15 protein-coding genes are annotated in these 19,612 nt (G+C 45.6%); 10 read left to right on the top strand and 5 right to left on the bottom strand.

The window, feature by feature from the left end; all coding sequences use genetic code 11:
- The first annotated feature begins 33 nt into the window (after positions 1-33).
- From ACP2WE_RS15030 to ACP2WE_RS15020, 3 genes are all read left to right on the top strand, one after another.
- Positions 34-540, top strand: coding sequence for an MSMEG_0567/Sll0786 family nitrogen starvation N-acetyltransferase (locus ACP2WE_RS15030; protein ID WP_425216356.1), 507 nt, complete (start codon positions 34-36; stop codon positions 538-540).
- Positions 540-1,523 carry a sll0787 family AIR synthase-like protein gene (locus tag ACP2WE_RS15025; protein ID WP_425216390.1) on the top strand — a complete coding sequence of 328 codons (984 nt, stop codon included), beginning with the start codon at positions 540-542 and terminating at the stop codon, positions 1,521-1,523. Before ACP2WE_RS15030 ends, ACP2WE_RS15025 begins: the two co-directional genes overlap by 1 nt.
- A 177-nt stretch (positions 1,524-1,700) precedes the next feature.
- Positions 1,701-1,931 (top strand): hypothetical protein, encoded by a 231-nt coding sequence (locus ACP2WE_RS15020; RefSeq protein WP_425216355.1) that lies wholly within the window; start codon positions 1,701-1,703, stop codon positions 1,929-1,931.
- A 97-nt stretch (positions 1,932-2,028) separates the two neighbouring features.
- On the opposite strand, the gene ACP2WE_RS15015 is transcribed toward ACP2WE_RS15020, so the two are convergent.
- A complete protein-coding gene (locus ACP2WE_RS15015; protein WP_425216354.1) occupies positions 2,029-3,165 on the bottom strand; it encodes a glycosyltransferase in 1,137 nt (378 codons plus the stop codon).
- A 499-nt stretch (positions 3,166-3,664) separates the two neighbouring features.
- Between ACP2WE_RS15015 and rfbB the strand changes: the two genes are divergently transcribed.
- A complete protein-coding gene (rfbB, locus tag ACP2WE_RS15010) occupies positions 3,665-4,681 on the top strand; it encodes a dTDP-glucose 4,6-dehydratase (protein ID WP_425216353.1) in 1,017 nt (338 codons plus the stop codon).
- Positions 4,682-4,868: 187 nt separating this feature from the next.
- Positions 4,869-5,939, top strand: coding sequence for a glucose-1-phosphate thymidylyltransferase (locus ACP2WE_RS15005; protein WP_425216352.1), 1,071 nt, complete (start codon positions 4,869-4,871; stop codon positions 5,937-5,939).
- Positions 5,940-6,262: 323 nt separating this feature from the next.
- Here ACP2WE_RS15005 and ACP2WE_RS15000 read toward each other — a convergent pair whose 3' ends face one another.
- The 3 genes from ACP2WE_RS15000 to ACP2WE_RS14990 all read right to left on the bottom strand — a co-directional run bounded on the left by ACP2WE_RS15000 (position 6,263) and on the right by ACP2WE_RS14990 (position 11,159).
- Positions 6,263-7,153, bottom strand: a complete 891-nt coding sequence (locus ACP2WE_RS15000; RefSeq protein WP_425216351.1) for an S-methyl-5'-thioadenosine phosphorylase — start codon at positions 7,151-7,153, stop codon at positions 6,263-6,265.
- Positions 7,154-7,742: 589 nt separating this feature from the next.
- On the bottom strand, positions 7,743-9,866 hold the full coding sequence (locus ACP2WE_RS14995) for a spermidine synthase (RefSeq protein ID WP_425216350.1): 2,124 nt from the start codon (positions 9,864-9,866) through the stop codon (positions 7,743-7,745).
- Positions 9,867-9,869: 3 nt separating this feature from the next.
- Positions 9,870-11,159, bottom strand: coding sequence for a 4-hydroxy-3-methylbut-2-enyl diphosphate reductase (locus tag ACP2WE_RS14990; RefSeq protein WP_425216349.1), 1,290 nt, complete (start codon positions 11,157-11,159; stop codon positions 9,870-9,872).
- A 412-nt stretch (positions 11,160-11,571) separates the two neighbouring features.
- Here ACP2WE_RS14990 and blaOXA point away from each other — a divergent pair, with 412 nt between their 5' ends.
- From blaOXA to ACP2WE_RS14975, 3 genes are all read left to right on the top strand, one after another.
- Positions 11,572-12,468: a class D beta-lactamase gene (gene blaOXA, locus ACP2WE_RS14985; RefSeq protein ID WP_425216348.1), complete on the top strand. Its 897-nt coding sequence runs from the start codon at positions 11,572-11,574 to the stop codon at positions 12,466-12,468.
- A 116-nt stretch (positions 12,469-12,584) separates the two neighbouring features.
- Positions 12,585-14,633 (top strand): amylo-alpha-1,6-glucosidase, encoded by a 2,049-nt coding sequence (locus ACP2WE_RS14980; RefSeq protein WP_425216389.1) that lies wholly within the window; start codon positions 12,585-12,587, stop codon positions 14,631-14,633.
- A gap of 166 nt (positions 14,634-14,799) precedes the next feature.
- The gene (locus ACP2WE_RS14975) at positions 14,800-16,314 is read left to right on the top strand and encodes a serine/threonine protein kinase (RefSeq protein WP_425216347.1); all 1,515 of its coding nucleotides are present in this window, start codon (positions 14,800-14,802) and stop codon (positions 16,312-16,314) included.
- 41 nt (positions 16,315-16,355) lie between these two features.
- Here the strand turns inward: ACP2WE_RS14975 and ACP2WE_RS14970 are convergent, their stop codons facing one another.
- Positions 16,356-17,279, bottom strand: coding sequence for an EAL domain-containing protein (locus tag ACP2WE_RS14970; protein WP_425216346.1), 924 nt, complete (start codon positions 17,277-17,279; stop codon positions 16,356-16,358).
- A 534-nt stretch (positions 17,280-17,813) separates the two neighbouring features.
- Between ACP2WE_RS14970 and ACP2WE_RS14965 the strand changes: the two genes are divergently transcribed.
- Positions 17,814-18,827 carry an ABC transporter ATP-binding protein gene (locus tag ACP2WE_RS14965; RefSeq protein WP_425216345.1) on the top strand — a complete coding sequence of 338 codons (1,014 nt, stop codon included), beginning with the start codon at positions 17,814-17,816 and terminating at the stop codon, positions 18,825-18,827.
- Positions 18,824-19,612, top strand: coding sequence for an ABC transporter permease (locus ACP2WE_RS14960; RefSeq protein WP_425216344.1), 789 nt, complete (start codon positions 18,824-18,826; stop codon positions 19,610-19,612). The genes ACP2WE_RS14965 and ACP2WE_RS14960 overlap by 4 nt, the downstream gene beginning before the upstream one ends.

Genomic DNA, 19,612 nt, shown 5'->3' with positions numbered 1-19,612 from the left:
TTCGGAACCCACACAAAGAATCCCTAATTACCTATGAGCAACTCCTATCACTTTAAATTGGCAACTACGCCTCAGGAAATCAAAGCCTATTTCGATCTGCGCCGTGCCATCTTTGTGGAAGAGCAATATGTGTTTGAGCAAAATGATGTTGATGACATCGACGCGATCGCCTATCCCATTGTTGCAATTGAAACCGCTAGCGATCGCGTTGTCGGGGTGGTACGCATTTACGAACCGCAACCCGGACTTTGGTATGGGGGGAGATTGGGAACCGATCGCGACTATCGCAGGGGTTGGCAAATCGGTAAAGGCTTAATCTACAAAGCCGTGACTACGGCGAATACTTGGGGATGCGATCGCTTCTTAGCAACGGTGCAACTTCAGAACGTGCGGTTCTTTCAACGGCTGCATTGGGATTCCCTCGAAGAAATCACGATCGCAGATCGCCCCCATCACCTCATGCAAGCCGACCTTAACTTTTATCCTGCGGGAATAGAATTATGTCCCAGCCTTTTGCGACAAACGAAACGAGCCTCCTAATGCTGTCGGAATTGGTAACGCGATTAAAGCGATCGCTGAGCATTCAGCACAAACAAGATATCCAGACAGCCGCGATCGCATTGGGTGGGGACTGGCAAAGCGATCGGGTTTTACTGGGGGATGACTGTGCTGCCATTCCCGATGGCGATGGCTATTTATTACTGGCAGCGGAGGGCATGTTGCCGCAACTGCTCGAAACCGACCCTTGGTTTGCGGGTTGGTGTGCCGTAATGGTGAATGTCAGCGATATTTATGCGATGGGGGGTACTCCGATCGCCATTGTCGATACCCTCTGGAGTCAGTCGCCAGAATCTACGCAAGAACTCTGGGAAGGGATGAAAGATGCTGCGCGGACTTACAATGTACCGATTGTGGGTGGTCATACAAATTGTCATAGTCCCTACAACGCTCTATCTGTGGCAATTCTAGGTCGAGCCAAGCAGCTAATTACCAGCTTCCATGCTAAACCGAACGATTTACTTTTAGTTGCTGTAGATTTTCGCGGTAAATCCCATCCCGACTATCCCTTTTGGAATGCTGCTACTACAGCCGATCCTGTCCGACTCCGCGAGAATTTGTCGATTCTGCCGCGTCTTGCGGAATCAGGGTTATGCGATGCTGGCAAAGATATCAGCAATGGCGGCATCCTTGGTACGCTCTTAATGCTACTAGAAACCTCTGGTTGCGGTGCAGTTTTGGATTTGGATAAAATTCCCTGTCCTGCTGAGATTCCTCTAGAGCACTGGCTGATTTCTTTTCCTAGTTATGGCTTTCTCTTGAGCGTGCGCCCCGATCGCGTAGCAGAGGTGCAGACACAGTTTCATCAACAGGACTTGGTTTGTGAGGTGGTGGGCGAGGTACAACCCACAACAGTATTAATCCTGCGACAGAATCCATCCTTTCAAGAATCACAAAGAGAATCTGTGCAATTTTGGAACTTTGCGCAGCAACCCTTAACAGGTTTCTCTCAAAACAGAGCCTAGTAGGCTGAATTTGTTATTTGAAATTTATTTCTAGGTAACTGTGAAAACCTTGAAACAATTCTTAGCTGTTTCTATAACTTTTCTAACTTTTCGGGCGCTAGGTTACAGAGGCATGAGAAAGTATAAATAGCTACAAAAGAAAAGCCTATTCATTAAACCATAAGGAGGTCTTAGATTATGAGCACACAGGACTCTGCAAGGGAACTTCTTACGCAGGAACGTTTAGAAGCCGAACACCTGCAACAAAATGTATTGATGCGTGCTGCCGAAACACTAAAAGCACCGATAGAACCTGCTGTAAGCGAAGAAACAAGGGAACTTCTCACACAAGAACGTTTAGAAGCCGAACACCTACAACAAAATGTATTGATGCGTGCTGCGGAGTCGCAACATTCCGAATCTGCATAAAGTCTGTGCTATCCCAAGTTGGACATGTCGTGTGTTAGTTTTGCTCGCAGGTCAGCCACTGGCGAATTCCAAGATTATGGCGTTGCTTGCGAGTTCGTTATTGATTCTTGCTGTAACTCTTTGTTTCCGCAACACCCAATAGTTCGTGGACAAAGGTGGCAAATCGATGGGCAATTTCTTCGTAGTTGAAATATTTTTGGGCGATCGCGGGAGCTTTGTCCGCTTTAGCTTTGACATCTTCCCATGTTAAATTATCGAGCCATTGCGCGCAGCGAGTATGAAACTCATGGCTAGCAGGATGATAAGCAGGCAAAGCCCAACCTGCTGATACGACATCATAATCGTAAAATCCGGGAATCGGACTCATTGCCACAGGTACACCGCAGGCGAGATATTCAGGTAATTTCGTGGTCAGCCGAAAATTGCCTAACTCATCTAGGGTTTGCGTGACAAAGCCAATATCCATTACATTCATTGCTTCCACAACTTCATTAGGCAGCAATCTGCCTGTAAATATGGCGCGCGATCGTAAAGATTCTGGGACTAATGATTGCAATCTCTCGCGACTATCGCCATCGCCAACAATCAAGATTGTAAGATCGGAGCGTTTAACCAGTTTTAATGATTCAATCAATTCATAGCCATAGCTATAAGCATTGCGTTTGTTCCACTGCAAACTCCCCACGACACCGCAGACGAGATGCTCTTGAGGAATGCCATATTTTTCACGAAGCACAGATTTTTCAGTCAGCGATCGCGGTTTAAATACTTCAAATTCTGCCCCTCCTTCAATCGTAATCGCTCTTTTTGCTCCTAATTTGATGGCAGCACCCGTGAGATAGGGGGTCCAACCAATAAAGGCAGTACAGTGCTTATAAAGCGATCGCTCATAGATTTCCATCAGATTGCCAATCGCCATCCCCTTGGTCACGCGAAAAAAGCCACCAATAGGATCGCCAGTGGAAATAATATAGGGTTGTTGCCAGTTCTGAGCGGCTCTGATCAAATTAATCCCGCCTGCGATGCCCGATCCTTCTTGATAGATCAAATCCCATTTCGTTGAAGTAATCACTTGCCAAATTTCTTTGCTAGCTGAAAGTTTGCCGATTTTGCGGTTCAAATCAAGATAAGTAACCTCTGCCTGCAATCTCGATCCTAGACTCTTAGATCTTCGCGAATCAAGGCTGCCTTCTCCACCGGTATTCAGGCATAAAACTTTAGGGGCTTTGGACATAGTTTTTTTTAAGTTGAATGACAGGATGCTTCTAATCACCGTCTACGATCGATAGAAAGAGCCCCTTTGGTATTTCAAGAAAAGAAAAGGTACAAAATATGGCATACGCAAGTAGTTTAACCGATCGAGAGTGGGAAATTAGTGCACCCCAGCAAGAAAAAGACCAGACTATCTAATTGGTCAAAGTGGCAAATCTTAGGGCATTGAGGCAGCAAAACTCTGATGATAGTAACCTATTAACTTGGCAGTAATAGAGCGTGCATTTTTTTTTGCGGCGGCTCCTGAAACAACGGGATCTCCTTTAATATCTAAGACCAATTTCTCTTAAATTTGCGACAGATCGGGGTTTGGATTCCGCACTGAGCGAGGGCTTTTTAAAAAAAGATGCGTTACATCTTTTTTTGAAACTTGTATAAGGTTGCTGGGTTAATAACCTCAGAACTTCCATTTGAAGGGTCGAGACAGAGTATGATTTATAAAGTGGCAAATTCTAACTTGTATGGCTCAAAATTTGATTAAAAAAGTGCTGGTGACAGGTGGAGCTGGCTTTATTGGTTCTAACTATGTCCGCTATGCGCTTCAGCATCATCCTACCTGGGAGATCGTGGTTCTTGATAAACTCACCTATGCAGGGAACCTAGAGAACCTAAGTGCAGTGAGCGATCGCATCACATTCATTCAGGGTGATATTGCCGATCCGCAAGATGTCCAAAAAGCTACCGAAGGCATAGACTGCATGATCAATTTTGCGGCTGAAAGCCATGTCGATCGCAGCCTTAAGGATCCCTATCCCTTTATTAGTACCAATATCCAAGGAACTTTGGTGCTCCTAGAAGCTGCACGCGATCGGCAAGTTAAGCGGTTTGTCCATGTGTCAACCGATGAAGTATATGGAGACTTATCAGGCACAGATCGCCATTCTTTAGAGTCTGATGCCTTGGCTCCGCGCAGTCCCTATGCCGCTTCTAAAGCGGGGGCAGAGCATCTGGTGTTCTCTTACCATATCAGCTACGGCTTGAATGCTGTCGTAACTCGGGGTTCTAATACCTATGGCTCAAATCAATATCCCGAAAAAATTATTCCCCTATTTATTACAAATGCCCTAGAAGGAAAATCCTTACCCGTATATGGTGATGGTTCTGCTGTTCGAGATTATCTCCATGTGGAAGATCACTGTTCGGGCATTGATACGGTTTTGCAATTTGGAGAAAGTGGTAGAGCTTATAACCTTGGGGCAAGACTAGCGGTCTCAGGCATAGAAGTAGCGCATCAGGTGTTGGCGTTACTCAAGCAACCTGAATCATTGATGCAGTTTGTGACCGATCGCCCTGGGCATGACTATCGCTATTCCGTCGATCCTAGTAGTGCTGAGTCGCTAGGCTGGTTACGCCAGTGGGACTTCTCCCGTGGTCTGGCACAAACTGTAGCATGGTATCAAGGACATTCAGATTGGTGGCAACGCTTAAAAAATAAAGAAGCCTTTAGCGAGCATTACATGCAGTGGTATTCTCGATAAGAAAAACCCGATCTGTGACTGTCGTGCAATGAAAGCATTGTACGTTTAAATGAGTACGGGACTATATGTTTAGTGGCGATCGCCCTCATCCATCCCCATACAAGCCTATGCAGAAAATCCGAATATTTATGATAATTCCTACTCATACCTACAATGCAGCATATTTACGTGAGAAAGGATACCGCTCATGAAAGCTCTCATTCTCTCTGGTGGCAGGGGGACTCGCCTTCGTCCAATTGCATATACAGGAGCAAAGCAACTCGTACCAGTGGCGAATAAACCAATTCTCGCGTACTGTATCGAAAGCATTGTCTCTGCTGGAATCCAAGACATTGGTATCGTTATTAGCCCAGAAACAGGTGCAGAAGTCCAAACAAAAATTGGCAATGGCGATCGCTTTGGTGCCAAGATCGAATACATTCTGCAATCTCAGCCCGCAGGTTTAGCCCATGCAGTAAAGGTGTCGCAGGCTTTTTTAAAGGATTCTCCGTTTGTTATGTTTTTAGGAGATAACCTAATTGAAGCCCCACTGGGACAATTTTTAGATCGATTCCTTCAAAAACAGAATGATGCGCTCATTCTGTTGCGTCAAGTACCTGACCCCACTGCCTTTGGAGTAGCAACGATCGACGATAATGGGAAAGTAATCCAATTAATTGAAAAACCCAAACATCCGCCTTCCAATTTGGCGTTAGTGGGAGTTTACTTTTTCTCAACGGCAATTCATCAGGCGATCGCAGAGATTCAGCCGTCAGCTAGAGGCGAGTTAGAAATTACGGATGCGATTCAACGGTTGATTGACGCAGGCAAAAATGTAGAAGCTTCTGAATTAGAGGGTTGGTGGTTAGATACAGGGAAAAAGGATGACATTCTCGCCGCCAACCAAATTATTTTAGATGCCCGTCTCACCTCTGGAATATTTGGACAAGTCGATAAAGCCAGCAAAATTAGCGGACGCGTACAAATTGGTACAGGTTCGCAAATTATCAACTGCAAAATTCGTGGGCCGGTAATTATTGGGCAAAACTGTCATCTAGAGAATGCTTTTATTGGACCTTATACAAGTATTGCCGACCAAGTTAAGATTACAGATGCAGATATCGAACATTGTGTGATTCTCGATGATGTCAAGATTTTGGGGATTCAACAGCGCATTATCGATAGCGTCATTGGTAGACGTGTTTGCTTAAGTGTGGCACCAAATCGCCCGACAGCATTACGATTGATGGTTGGTGATGATTCGCAGTTAGAGCTTTAAATCTACAGAATCGGCAAAAATCCTCAAAAATCTTACTAAAAGATGAACCCAGCAATTGGCCTAAAATACTGTCTCCTAAGTACTAGCTGGATTGCATCCAAAAATCAGTCAGATGACTATTCTAACGTGAATTCGGGTTAAGGATTTCGGAACAAAGCAAGCCAACTTGCTGTAACCGAGGGGTTTGATCCCCCTGCCCTATCGGGCATCCCCCTTAAAAAAGGGGGACAAGTGAATTCTCCCCCTTTTTTCAAGGGGGCTGGGGGAGATCCTTGTGATGTATAGCGCTTTAGGTTCTCTTATCCCAAACTGACGTTATTCTACTACTTGAGGTATTTGGAAATAATGATGCCTAGCCGAGCGATCGCGTCAGATGGAACCTTGCTGAGATCGGTCAAAATCGCATACTGTAAAGCCGTGTGGGCTTCTGATTTAGGTGGATTGGTTGCAAGTTTCTCAACCACTGCCTGAATTACGGTTTGGGCATTTGTGGCATTTTTATGCAGATTCTCAAGAATCATGCTCACGGTAACGCTGTCATGATCTTCGTGCCAGCAGTCATAGTCTGTGACCAGAGCCAAGGTTGCATAGGCAATTTCAGCTTCTCTGGCTAATTTTGCCTCGGTGAGATTGGTCATGCCAATTACTTTTGCGCCCCAACTGCGATAGAGAAAGGATTCGGCTTTGGTAGAAAATGCAGGACCTTCCATACAGACATAGGTTCCGCCTCGATGGATTTGGGTTTCGCCCAGCTCGAGACTCTCCGCTGTAGTGGCAAGAATATCTGCAAGGGCATGGCAAATCGGATCGGCAAAGGCAATATGGGCTACTACTCCATTACCAAAAAATGTCGAAGTTCTCAAACGGGTGCGATCGATGAACTGATCGGGAACCACCATATCGACAGGCTTTGCCTCGGCTCGCAACGAGCCGACCGCTGATGCTGAGATGATGTATTCTACGCCTAAACTCTTCATGGCATAGATATTGGCGCGATAGGGAACTTCGGTGGGCAAGAGATGATGCGATCGCCCATGTCGAGCCAGAAATACCACAGGCGTACCAGAAAGCTTGCCATAGATCAAGGCATCAGAAGGGCTACCAAAGGGGGTATCAATCTGAATTTCTTGAACCTCGGTGAGGGCAGACATTTTATAGAGTCCGCTTCCACCGATGATACCAATTTTGGCGCTGACTGCGATCGCTTCACTCATATCGAGAGTCCTTACTACAGGTTTTGTATAGTTCAGACTAAAATTAGCATGCTTTCAGAACATTTGGGTAAGCGCTATATCTACAAATACAATCACTCTAGTAGCCTTTCGGAGAAACAACTTTTTTCAACATGAGTTGGTGTAAGCGTCTGAAATTGAAAGCTAAACAAAAAAGGTTCCATTCTCCAGTGGATTTAGTCAAGTCACACAAAGAGAATCGCATCATATTCTGCTGTTTTGAATTTTCGTATCATCACATGCTACCTTGCTATTACCTTTATTCTAGTGGCAAAATCTTCTCTTCGACAAGCTGCTAGACTACTGGCTATTTGGTCAATATCATTCTGTTGAGGTAATCTATCGCTAAAAAAATAGAGATATGTGCGGCAACAATTTCTATTCACTAGATTGTCAAGTCTAGGAATATTTTTAAATTTAATTTGACTTGAGTCATACTGCATCGTAGGCTACTGATATTTTCTAACGATCTCGTATTCAGATGAATATGTCTTCAATTACATTGTTAGTGTAGGGGCAATTTGGGATTTAAAGGGGTACTCTCATACCTTAATTCTAAGGCATTATCCTATCATTTGCGAACTGACATGACACTAAAGAGATTGGAATAATCATCCGTCCATAAAGCTTGATTTGGGGCTTCGATTTTAGTCCAACGACTATCTGCAATGAGACTCTGAATGGAACTGGGGTTACGTGCTAAAACCACCCAAGTTGAAGGAGAATTCCCAATAGAAGTTGATGGATAATCACTGAGTTTAGGTTGCAAGAGAGACATATTGTTGCGATATTTGAGTGCGATTAAACTCGAATTTTCTGCTAGCTTCCCAAGTACAGGGGCAAGGTCTAAATAGCGATTGGTGATGTGAAATGCGATCGCACCATCAGGGGCGAGTTTGGAAAGATAGGTTGCAAAAGCTTCGCGAGTAAGTAAATGAACGGGAATCGCATCGGAGCTAAACACATCTAACACGATTAGATCGTAGAATTGGTCAGCTTTGGCTAAGGTGAGGCGACCATCGCCGATCGCAACCTTAATCTTGGCTGGTGAGTCCGAAAGGTAGCTAAAATATTTTCGCGCGATCGCTTCCACCAGGGGATCGATTTCATAGAACGTCCAGTCTTGATCGGCTTTACCATAGGCAGCGATCGTTCCTACACCCAAACCGACAGCCCCGACACGCAGGGATGGTTTAGAGGAGATTGCCGCAAATAATTGACCAATTCCCGAAGAATGGGAGAAATAACTTAAAGGTTCCATCTTTTGCTGAGGATTGGTGCTCTGTCTCCCGTGAATGGTCGTGCCGTGAGAGAACACAATTTGCTCTTGAGACTCCACCTTGACTTTGCTAACGCGATACACGCCAAAAAAACTACGTTCTTGAGCGAGTAAATGTCCTGTGACGCGTGGAGTATTGAGACCGACAACTGCGATCGAGAGCATAATGCCTAATTGCAGCATATAGAGGTTGCGCAGAATTCGCGTTTGAGGGAACTTCAAAAAGAATACGGTCAGCACCAAAACTAGTGGGTACTCCAATAGCCAACTGAAGGCGATCGGTGCTAAAAGACTATTAAAGAGACCACCCAACACGCCACCGAGTGCTAAATACAGGTAAAAACTCGTTAGATATTGCGGATCGGGTTTAGCCTTTGCTAATTCGCTATGACAGCCCCACATCAAGAGTGCTACCGCAATCAAATGCAGCGGCAACTGAAGGAAGATAGAAATTCCCGTAATGTGGCTGCTCAGTAACGTGAGACCCACACAGGTAGGAACGAACGTAGCGATCGCTGGATTCAACAGTACTGGTTTGGGAGCGAATACTAACACAAAGGTGAATAGATAAATCCCTAGGGGAATTGCCCATAGTAATGGAATCGGTGTGATATCGGTGGTGACATGGGTGGTTACGCCCATCAATAGACTAGAGGGAAGAGCTGCCAGTACGATCCATCGCCATTTTTGCTTGCCCGTAGGAGGTTTGGGTGGAGAATTTGGAATTCGCTCTGATTCTAGATAATCTTGTGAAGGTAATTCCGAAGATGGAAGGTCTGGAAGTAAAGGCAAATTCTCAAGACCAGAAATTTGGTTAGCGTTTTTACTACCGACCCGAATGCTGGCAAATCCACTTGCACATACTAGACAAATTAAGCCAAGATAGCCTCCAGTCCATAACCAGGTCTGATCGCTGAGCCGTAACTGAGATTCAATCGCCGTCGGGTAGGCGATCAGAGCAAGTAAGCTACCACCATTACTAGCCGCATAAAACTTGTAGGGATTTGCTCGCTCCTGTTTGGATCTCAGATGGAACCACTGCTGAATCAATGGGGCTAACGTGGACACGCAAAAAAAGGGTAGTCCGACGGTACGGCAGAGCAAGCCCAATAGCCAGAAACTCGGATTGGCATTGGTGGGCGGCAGATCCTGGCTGGCGATCTGAATTGGCAGAAAAGCGATCGCGACAAGCATGAAGCCAATCTGCAATCCAACTTGATATGTAAGCTTCAGCCGAGATGCCCAATGCGCGTAGCTGTAGCCCAACAGTAAAACTGCCTGAAAAAAAACAAGGCAAGTATTCCAAACCGCAGGCGTACCGCCCAACAGGGGCAAGATCAGCTTTGCAGACATTAACTGCACCCAGAACAGTAAAAAGGCACTGAGCGCAAGGGTCGTAGCAAATAATCCTGTCACGATCTAAGCGGATTTGAGTGCAAAGATCTTTTCGATCGTATCCTCAACGACGCGATCGGGCGTAGAAGCCCCAGAGGTAATGCCTATACGCAATTTGCCTGCGGGCAACCAGTCCGAGGCAATTTCTAAGGGCTTGCCCAAAGGCTTATGTTCGATCGCTGCGGCCGAAATAATCCGATCGCTGCTATCGATGTGATAGGAAATCAAGCCCCGTTCGATCGCCATTTCCTGTAGGTGCGTCGTGTTTGAGGAGTTATAGCCACCAATCACGATCATCAGATCTAGAGGTTCTTCGACGATCTCGATCATGGCATCTTGACGCTCTTGAGTGGCATCGCAGATCGTATTAAACGAAAGGAAGTGCTCGTTTAAAGATTCCACGCCATACCGTTGCATCATCGTGCGTTCAAACAGCTTGCCGATCGCTTCGGTTTCGCCTTTGAGCATGGTGGTTTGGTTGGCAACCCCTACCCTTTGTAAGTCGCGATCGGGGTCAAAGCCCTCGGAAATTGCTTTCGAGAATTTAGCGAGAAATTCGTCCTTATCCCCGCCCTTGAGAATATAGTTCGATACATATTCGGCTTCTTTAAGATTGAGCACGACCAGATAGCGCTTGGCATAGGAAATCGTCGCGATCGTCTCTTCGTGGTTGTACTTGCCATGCACGATCGAAGTGAAATCTGCTTTTTTATGCTTCTCGACACGATTCCAGACTTTAGACACCCAAGGACAAGTGGTATCGACAATCGTACAACCGACACGATTCAAAAACTGCGTTTCTTGTACGCTAGCGCCAAAGGCTGGCAAAATCACGACATCACCCTGCGCCACGCCTGAAAAGTCTTTGCCACCCTGGGCATCGGTTTGAATGAATTCCACATTCATCTCCTTGAGCCGAGCGTTGACCAAGGGATTGTGAATAATTTCATTGGTAATCCAGACTCGCTCGGTGGGGAACTGCTGGCGCGTTTCGTATGCCATCGCTACCGCCCGCTCTACGCCCCAACAAAAACCAAAAGACTTTGCCAAGTGAATCGTGACATCCCCCTGCGTGTAGACATAGTCGCGATCGCGAATGGTTTGGATTAAGTCACTGTGATATTCACTTTTCATCGTGGTTTCGGCTTCTTCACCATGCCCAAAGCCGTGACGGTGATAGTTGGGTGACTTATGCAGCGATCGACGTAAAGCCTGCGTATCGAGCGTTTGAAGATCTAGTGATGGGATGCCCAAAGTCGCAGTTTGCGTGTCAACAGTCTCTGGCTCTAGTTGCGTGTCGAGGGTATTATCCATGAGATTTACTAAATTTTCTGCTGCTACTATTAAAGCCGATCTAGAGCCCAATGTTGTGAGGGATCCTCAAATCGAGCTGCCTGAAGTCTTTTGAATCATGCCTGATTGCTACACTTGATTGCTATAAAAAACAAAAAACCAAGACAAAATAGGGCTAACGAAATAAATACCCAAAAGCTATATTTGGGGCGTAATTCCATTTTCAAAAAATGAGACAACGCATCTTTTTAAAAGACTGCGCTCTGCACGGAACCCAAAAATCGATCTGTCGCAAAAATGCAAGAGGATATTCATGTGAGTATCCAGCTCAATCTGGACAGCATTTTCGCGGTTAATCTCAACATGAGTCTCGAATCTTGATAGGATCTTTAATCTCAATTGATAAGAAATCCTGAAAAGCAAGAGAACTCCCATGACGCCGCAAAGTAAATATCTGCTCCTATTAAGCATCCTCTGTTTGAGTGGAATTTCACAGGGACTGGCATGGGCAGCACCTCAACCAGAATCTAAATCCCCTGAGAATGCTGTGACATTGCCCCAAATATCTACAGAACCTATACCCAAGAACTGGCAAGAACGCACTGACTTTGGCAAATACTTTCAACAGGCTGGCGTCAAAGGAACCTTTCTGTTGTATGACCTCAAGCAAGATCGATATTTGGTTTACAATGCCAAACGAGCCAAAACGAGGTTTTTGCCTGCTTCTACATTTAAAATTTTCAACTCCTTGGTTGCCTTAGAAACGGGTGCGATCGCCGATGAAAATGTTGTCATTAAATGGGATGGTACTAAGCGAGACATCCCAGAATGGAATCAAGATCAAACCCTGCGATCGGCGATCGAATATTCAACCGTGTGGTTTTATCAAGAACTGGCAAGGCGGATTGGGCTGGCACGAATGCAACGATATATCAACCTTGTAGATTATGGCAATCGGGATATTGGGGGTGGCATCGATCGCTTTTGGCTGGATGGGAAGATCCGCATTAGTCCCAAGGAACAAATTGATTTTTTGGTGAAGTTCTATCAAAATAAGCTGCCATTCTCAAACCGATCGCTGGCGATCGTGAAAGATATCATGATTCGGGAACAAACCAGCGAGTATATTCTAAGGGGGAAAACAGGTTGGGCGAGTTCTACAAGCCCTAATCTTGGTTGGTTCGTGGGCTATCTGGAACGCGGCGATCGCGCCTTTTTCTTTGCAATTAACATCGACATTCAGAAACCTGATGATGCCAAAGCCCGTATCAAGATCGCCAAGCAGATTTTGACTGAACTGAGCTTGCTTCCTATTCCCCAAATGCCTTAATTTTGCTGAAGATTTCCACGCTGTCCATTAAGCAATGTTTTAGCAACCTTTCAGGACTCCTACAGTTGACGTTTAATGAATACCGCTAGTCTAGGGGAAGATTTGATATAAACATGATGAATATAGATTTTGGTAGAGAAATCTGTGGCGAGCTAAATGTAGCCGATCGATACGAATGGTTGGTTACCAACGGCATTGGTGGTTATGCCTCAGGCACAGTATCAGGAGCGCTTACCCGTCGCTATCATGGTTTGCTGGTAGCAGCGCTCAAACCTCCCTTAGAGCGATCGTTGCTGCTGTCTAAACTAGACGAAACGGTTCAATACGGACAACAGCTCTATCCGCTTTATACTAATCACTGGACAGGCAACGTTGTGAATCCATCGGGTTATCTAAATCTTGAGAGTTTCACCCTAGAGGGAACGATACCAGTCTGGAGATTTGCCTGTAGCGATGCTCTGTTAGAAAAGCGCGTCTGGATGCAGCATGGTAAAAATACCACCTATATTCAATATTCCCTAGAGCGCGGTAGTAGTCCGATCGCACTATCGATTAAAGCATTGGTCAACTATCGCGATTACCATGGCAACACGATAGGAAAGAACTGGCAGATGCAGGTAGATTCGATCGCTCAAGGAGTAAGGATTGCGTCTTTCCCATCCGCAACGCCATTCTATCTATTCAGCGATTGCGGAGAGCTTACCACCCATCATGATTGGTACGAGGGATTCGATCTAGCTGTGGAACGCTATCGTGGGCTCAGCGATCGCGAAGATCACCTCCATGCTGCTACCTTCACAGCCACACTGGATCGGGGCGAATCCTTGACGATAGTTGCCAGCACAGAATCCAATCCTTCCCTTGATGGACGAACTGCTTTGCAAGCACAACGCGATCGCGAAACTCAGCTTGTCAATATTTGGAATTCTGCTGATTATTTGAAGATCGATACAAAGTCAGCACCTGATTGGATCGAACATTTGGTTTTGGCAGCAGACCAGTTTGTAGTCGATCGCCCCTTACCCAATCGCCCCGATGGCAAAACGATTATTGCAGGCTATCACTGGTTCTCTGACTGGGGACGCGATACGATGATTAGCCTGCCAGGGCTGACCCTAGCGACGGGACAGCCAGAAATTGCCCGTTCCATCTTGCTCACCTTTGCCCAATATCTCGATCGAGGGATGCTTCCCAATCGATTTCCCGATGCGGGAGAGATGCCAGAATACAATACTGTAGATGCAACGCTCTGGTATTTTGAGGCGATCCGCGCTTACGATGCAGTTGCTAGGGATGACGAACTACTCCGCCAACTCTTTCCTGCCTTGGAAGAAGTCATAGACTGGCACTGTCGCGGTACGCGCTACCATATCCACCTCGATCGCGATGGCTTGCTCTATGCAGGGGAAGCAGGCGTACAACTGACTTGGATGGATGCCAAGGTAGGCGATTGGGTGGTTACGCCACGCATCGGTAAACCCGTGGAAATCAATGCCCTTTGGTATCATGCGCTCGCGGTGATGGCAGCGATCGCCCAGCGATTGGGAAAACCTCACGAACGGTATGACAACCTTGCAGAGCAGGCGAGAATTGGATTTCAACGGTTCTGGAATCCTTCTACAGGCTATTGCTTTGATGTCTTGGATAGTCCAGATGGAGATGATGCCACGCTGCGCCCCAATCAAATCTTTGCGATTTCTCTTCCTATGACCTCTCCCCCTACCCCTCTCCTGCAAGGAGAGGGAAGCATGAAACCTCTACTGACTCCTATGCAGCAACGAAGTGTGATTGATGCCTGTGCGCGATCGCTACTGACATCCTACGGTTTGCGTTCCTTACCTCCCGACCATCCCAACTACCGAGGGCTATATGGTGGCGATGCCTATCAACGCGATGGTTCCTATCATCAGGGCACAGTCTGGGGGTGGCTGCTGGGAGCGTTTGTCCGCGCTCATTTACAGGTCTATCAAAATCCTACGCAAGCCCATGCCTTGCTGCAACCGATGTCCCATCATCTCAAAGCAGGGGGTATAGGTAGCCTCAGTGAAATCTTTGATGGCGATGCTCCCATGCGATCGCGCGGTTGTATCGCCCAAGCCTGGACTGTCGCCGAAGTTTTACAGACATGGGTGTTTGTGGAGCAATACAGAAAATCCCAGCATTAATTCTCGTGGATTCTCCCAATTCATTACCGACTGATTGGGGATTGGCTCAGGCTTGATTGGGCAGTAGAGCATTTTTGAACATATTTATGTTAATTTCAAGAGATACTCTAAATTCCGAATGGTATTCAGAAATTCCTAGATCTAATTCTTAGTTTTAAAGAAAGCCATGCCCCAAGCCCAAGAAATTATTAAGGAACGCTATCAACTACAAAACCTATTAGGGCAAAATATTGGGAGGCAGACATGGCTGGCTAAAGACCTTGCAGCAGCAGGCGAATTGGTGGTTGTAAAACTGCTTACTTTGGGTGGAGATGTGCAGTGGGAAAGCCTGAAGTTGTTTGAGCGCGAGGCGCAGGTTCTAAAGCAAGTCAACCATCCACGCATTCCTAAATACCGCGATTACTTTTCGTTAGACGATCGCGAACTTTGGTTTGGACTGGTGCAGGAGTATCTGGCAGGAAATTCTCTCCGCGAATGTATTGCCAATGGACAAAAGTTTACAGAAGCGCAAATACGGCAAATTGCTACAGAAATTCTGGAGATTCTCATCTACCTCCACGAACTCAATCCGCCTGTCCTCCATCGCGATCTTAAACCCAGTAACTTGATATTGACTGAAGATCGCCATATCTATCTGGTTGATTTTGGGGCAGCACAGGATAAAGCAACTGCCGAAGGCAGATCGTTTACCGTAGTTGGAACCTATGGCTATACTCCTATGGAACAATATGGAGGAAGGGCTGTTCCCGCTTCAGATCTTTATGGCTTAGGCGCTACGCTGATTCATTTACTGACGGGCATCTCGCCTGCGGATTTGCCACAGGATGATGAAGCTCGAATTTTATTTCGCGATCGCACGGGTACAAGCGAACAACTGGCTCAATGGATTCAGTGTTTGGTCGAACCGACAGTAAAGCGGCGTTATCCATCGGCGCGGTTAGCCCTAAAAGCCCTCCAAGAGAAGCCTAAAGCTCTCCAAGAGCATCCAATAACATCCACAGTGGAAACTTCCATTTACAAACAGCCCATTCGAGTAAGGGAAGATCCACCACCACCACCAACCCATCGCCGCCGTAGGGCAAGTCCCCCAAGCGACTCCAAAATTCAAGTCGAGGAGTCTTCTTCATTGCACAGAATTACTTTCCCTAGCGATCCTTGGCTTGTGGTCTGCAGTTGGGGTTTATTGATTTTGATCGGGAGCATTGTTACATCCATATTGCCAATTACTGAAATTTTAAAGAGGATATATTTCACAAGCTTTTCTCTCTGGACGCTAACTGGAGTTGTTGCTCTGATTTTGATATATGCCGTTTTCCTTACAGTCAAAGGTCTAACAGTTTCTCAACTTACAATTGAGCAATTTGAGAGTAGTTTAAAAAGTTCTTTGTTTGGGAAAGTCTACTGGCAAGTAAATTTACCAACGAGCGAGTTGTATGTTGAACCTGTCTGGCGAATGATGGAAAAACGAAAGAGCGATCTGTTGGAGCATATACTTTGGCTTGCTAGTGAGAAAACTGAGGATAACTCAGTCAAGGTAAATGTGAAGCTTTGGGCAAATAACCAGAGCTATTTATTAGCGCCTACAGGAATTAGAGAAACAGAGGTTGATTGGATTATTGATGTTATACAGGAATGGTTGGATCGTCAGAAAAATAAGCTATCGCATAACGACGAAACATAATTTCGAGCTAATTTTGTTCGAGCTTCTAAATACCGAGATCGCTACTGTTTTGTTCCCTCAAATAATGACTGAAAGAAATCACTAATCACTTCCCATGAGTGACGTTCGGGAAATAGATCGATGCCAGCTAAAGTCTTGATAATATAGATCATAATTAAAACGGTGATAATTCTAACAACCAACACCCCAGCAGAGATAAAGGTTTTTGGCTTTTCATCGGGTCTGTCTAAAAGATAACCTTGAACACCCTGCACGCCAATATCATAAGCAAATTTTAGGAGCTTTTTGTTATCAATGCCTGTGGCGATACAACGCTTGTGGAAAATGGGACTGATATGGGCGATCGCTTTTGCCAGTTGTTTTTGTTCGGAAGATTGGGGATCGGCAATCATGTTGCGATCGAGCTTAATCGTATCAATGGGTAAAGATTGCCATTGCTGAAGTGAGAAGTGACTCCCCGTAAAGCGATCCAATACGACACCACATCCAATTTGTTGGAAAGCTTTCATCAATTCCTGAGATTTTAAGGAGGTTTGGATGACAACGGCTTCATCCAGTTCAAACATCAAACGCTTGGGGCTAACGCGATAATGTGCCAGCCAGTTTTGGAGTTGAGATAAAAAATCACGATCTTCGAGTATTTCCTCTGAAAGATTGATCGAAAGGCTAATTTTAGAATTTTGAGCAAGGATTTCGATGCTTTTTTCTGCCACAATCCGATCGAGTTGCCAAATTAGGTGCGTGTTTTGTAAAACCTCAAATAGATCGCGAGGCGATCGCAACCTTCCCTCATTATCCCGCCATCGTACCAGAACCTCATTGTGCAAAACTGTCCCTGAGACAATTTCATACACTGGCTGAAACCAAAGCTCAAACTTATCTGCCGCTAACTTAATTTCAGAAAGACAGTCATCCAAATCAAGATCGATGTGCTCAGTTTCTAGGGGGTCAAATTCTGTTTCCATCGAATTTCTTAAGGGCACCTCTAAAAATTAGCAAAAAACTAAAACTGAAAATAGCAGAAAAATGCTGATTCAGTAACCTATTTTCCTGATTTTATGTGGCAATTATTCACCCGTAGTCACACGATTCCTCAAGATTACACTAAAGCAAGTTTTGTTTCCCAACATATGAATCGACTCATGTTGTAAACCAAATTCTGTAACCCTATCTGGGCCTTTGCTCTGACCAAACCAATTTAGCGCCTCCCATCATGTGTTGACCGTCAAATATATGTTCCACCTTTGTTCTAACCTTTGACCGATTCCGATTTACTGCCTGCTTATACCAATTTCTCTTGAAATTGCGACAGATCGGGTTTTGTGTTCCGCGCGGAGCGCGGTCTTTTCAAAAAGATGCGTTGCATCACCTTTTGAAAATGGTATTAAATTTTGCCGCTCATTTGTGTAAGCAGGGGGAATGGCACAATAGGAGCACCCCAATTACAACTGTGCTTTTAGCACACCGAGTCAACAAAAGAAATCAGGTAGCGTTAAGCAATGGCAATTATTACGGTAGAAGGTTTAAGTAAGCTCTATCCGATCGCGGTCAAAGAGGCAGGCTTTGCAGGTACGCTCAAGCACTTTTGGAAACGCGCCTATCGCACGATTGCCGCTGTGCGGGATGTTTCATTTCAAATTGAGCCTGGTGAAATTGTGGGTTTTTTAGGACCAAATGGCGCAGGAAAAACCACAACCCTAAAAATGCTAACGGGACTGATTCATCCATCGGCTGGACGCGTCAGGGTTGCAGACCATATCCCCTTTCGGCGAGAGTCCAAGTTTTTGCAAAAGATCACCTTGGTGATGGGACAAAAACAGCAACTTTTGTGGGATTTGCCAGCACTAGACTCGCTCAAAATTAATGCAGCGGTGTATGGCATTCCTGACAAAATATTTGCTTACCGATTGGCAGAACTTACCGAGATGTTGAAACTAGAGGACAAACTCAGCCAACCCGTGCGTAAGCTGTCTCTAGGCGAACGCATGAAAGCTGAATTACTTGCAGCTCTGCTGCATCAGCCCCAGATCTTGTTTATGGATGAACCCACCTTGGGTTTAGATATCAATGCTCAGGTAGCCGTGCGCGATTTTTTGCGGCAATATAACCAGCAGTACGGAGCCACGATTATTCTTACCAGTCATTACATGGCAGATATCACGGCGCTATGCCGTCGCGTGTTGCTAATCTATGAGGGAGGGTTGATCTATGATGGCAGCTTAGAGGGATTGTTAGAAAAGTTTGCCCCCTACCGTGAGGTGAGGGTTGAGTTGGCACAGTCTATTCCTGAACTTGTCGCGGCTCAGTCTTCTGCGCTTTTGTCTGGGTTGCAAACCTATGGGGAATTAGCGAGTGTGGATGGGCAATCTGTACGCTTTTTGGTGCAACGGGAGGAACTTACTAAGACAGTATCTCGTATTTTAGCTGAGCTAGAAGTGCTTGACCTTACTGTTACAGATCCCCCGATTGAGGAAGTGATTGGTCGTGTATTTCGAGCAGGTAGCGTGTCATGAATCATATATTTCGGATTGCGAAAGCGCTGCTTTCTGTTTACTACGCTCATATGGTTGAATATCGAGCCGAGCTTATATTATGGGCATTGTCTAACTCTCTACCATTTATTCTGATGGGAGCTTGGATACAGGCATCGCAAACTGGAGGCTTTGGCTTTACCTCGATAGAATTTGCCCGTTATTTTTTAGCCGCCTTTATCGTGCGCCAATTTAATGTGGTTTGGGTAATTTGGGACTTTGAGAAAGAAGTGGTTTCGGGTCAACTCTCAAATCGCCTACTGCAACCTCTCGATCCGTTTTGGCATCACTTTGCAGGCCATGTTGCCGAACGTTTTGCCCGTTTCCCGTTTATTGTCGTGCTGATTGGATTGTTTTTTGCTCTCTACCCGCAATCTTTCTGGGTTCCCGATTTAACCACTGTACTCACATTTATCTTTGTGGTTACGATCGCATTTTGCTTACGCTTTCTGACTCAGTACACCTTTGCCCTATTTGCCTTTTGGACAGAACGCGCCAGTGCGATCGAACAGTTTTGGTTTTTGCTGTATTTGTTTCTCTCTGGTATGATCGCGCCTTTAGATGTGTTTCCTGCTAACGTGCGTGCCATATTGGAATGGACGCCGTTTCCTTACATGATCTATTTCCCCTCCGCATTGCTGATGGGCAGATCTGTTAACGTGATTCAAGGCGTACTTGTTATAGGTGTTTGGACAGCTCTTTTCTATGTGCTCAATCGCTGGCTATGGCGACGCGGACTCAAACATTATTCTGGAATGGGAGCATAA

This window comes from Tumidithrix helvetica PCC 7403 (assembly GCF_965232925.1).
Classification (GTDB): Bacteria; Cyanobacteriota; Cyanobacteriia; order Pseudanabaenales; family Pseudanabaenaceae; genus Tumidithrix; species Tumidithrix helvetica.
Note: the sequence above shows the minus strand (reverse complement) of the source record. Positions and strands in the feature narration are given on the sequence as shown.

Excerpts from the sequence above, each read along its gene's own strand:
- ACP2WE_RS15030 (WP_425216356.1), top strand. The coding sequence starts at position 34 with ATGAGCAACTCCTATCACTTTAAATTGGCAACTACGCCTCAGGAAATC.
- ACP2WE_RS15025 (WP_425216390.1), top strand. The coding sequence starts at position 540 with ATGCTGTCGGAATTGGTAACGCGATTAAAGCGATCGCTGAGCATTCAG.
- ACP2WE_RS15020 (WP_425216355.1), top strand. The coding sequence starts at position 1,701 with ATGAGCACACAGGACTCTGCAAGGGAACTTCTTACGCAGGAACGTTTA.
- ACP2WE_RS15015 (WP_425216354.1), bottom strand. The coding sequence starts at position 3,165 with ATGTCCAAAGCCCCTAAAGTTTTATGCCTGAATACCGGTGGAGAAGGC.
- rfbB (WP_425216353.1), top strand. The coding sequence starts at position 3,665 with ATGGCTCAAAATTTGATTAAAAAAGTGCTGGTGACAGGTGGAGCTGGC.
- ACP2WE_RS15005 (WP_425216352.1), top strand. The coding sequence starts at position 4,869 with ATGAAAGCTCTCATTCTCTCTGGTGGCAGGGGGACTCGCCTTCGTCCA.
- ACP2WE_RS15000 (WP_425216351.1), bottom strand. The coding sequence starts at position 7,153 with ATGAGTGAAGCGATCGCAGTCAGCGCCAAAATTGGTATCATCGGTGGA.
- ACP2WE_RS14990 (WP_425216349.1), bottom strand. The coding sequence starts at position 11,159 with ATGGATAATACCCTCGACACGCAACTAGAGCCAGAGACTGTTGACACG.
- blaOXA (WP_425216348.1), top strand. The coding sequence starts at position 11,572 with ATGACGCCGCAAAGTAAATATCTGCTCCTATTAAGCATCCTCTGTTTG.
- ACP2WE_RS14980 (WP_425216389.1), top strand. The coding sequence starts at position 12,585 with ATGAATATAGATTTTGGTAGAGAAATCTGTGGCGAGCTAAATGTAGCC.
- ACP2WE_RS14975 (WP_425216347.1), top strand. The coding sequence starts at position 14,800 with ATGCCCCAAGCCCAAGAAATTATTAAGGAACGCTATCAACTACAAAAC.
- ACP2WE_RS14970 (WP_425216346.1), bottom strand. The coding sequence starts at position 17,279 with ATGGAAACAGAATTTGACCCCCTAGAAACTGAGCACATCGATCTTGAT.
- ACP2WE_RS14965 (WP_425216345.1), top strand. The coding sequence starts at position 17,814 with ATGGCAATTATTACGGTAGAAGGTTTAAGTAAGCTCTATCCGATCGCG.
- ACP2WE_RS14960 (WP_425216344.1), top strand. The coding sequence starts at position 18,824 with ATGAATCATATATTTCGGATTGCGAAAGCGCTGCTTTCTGTTTACTAC.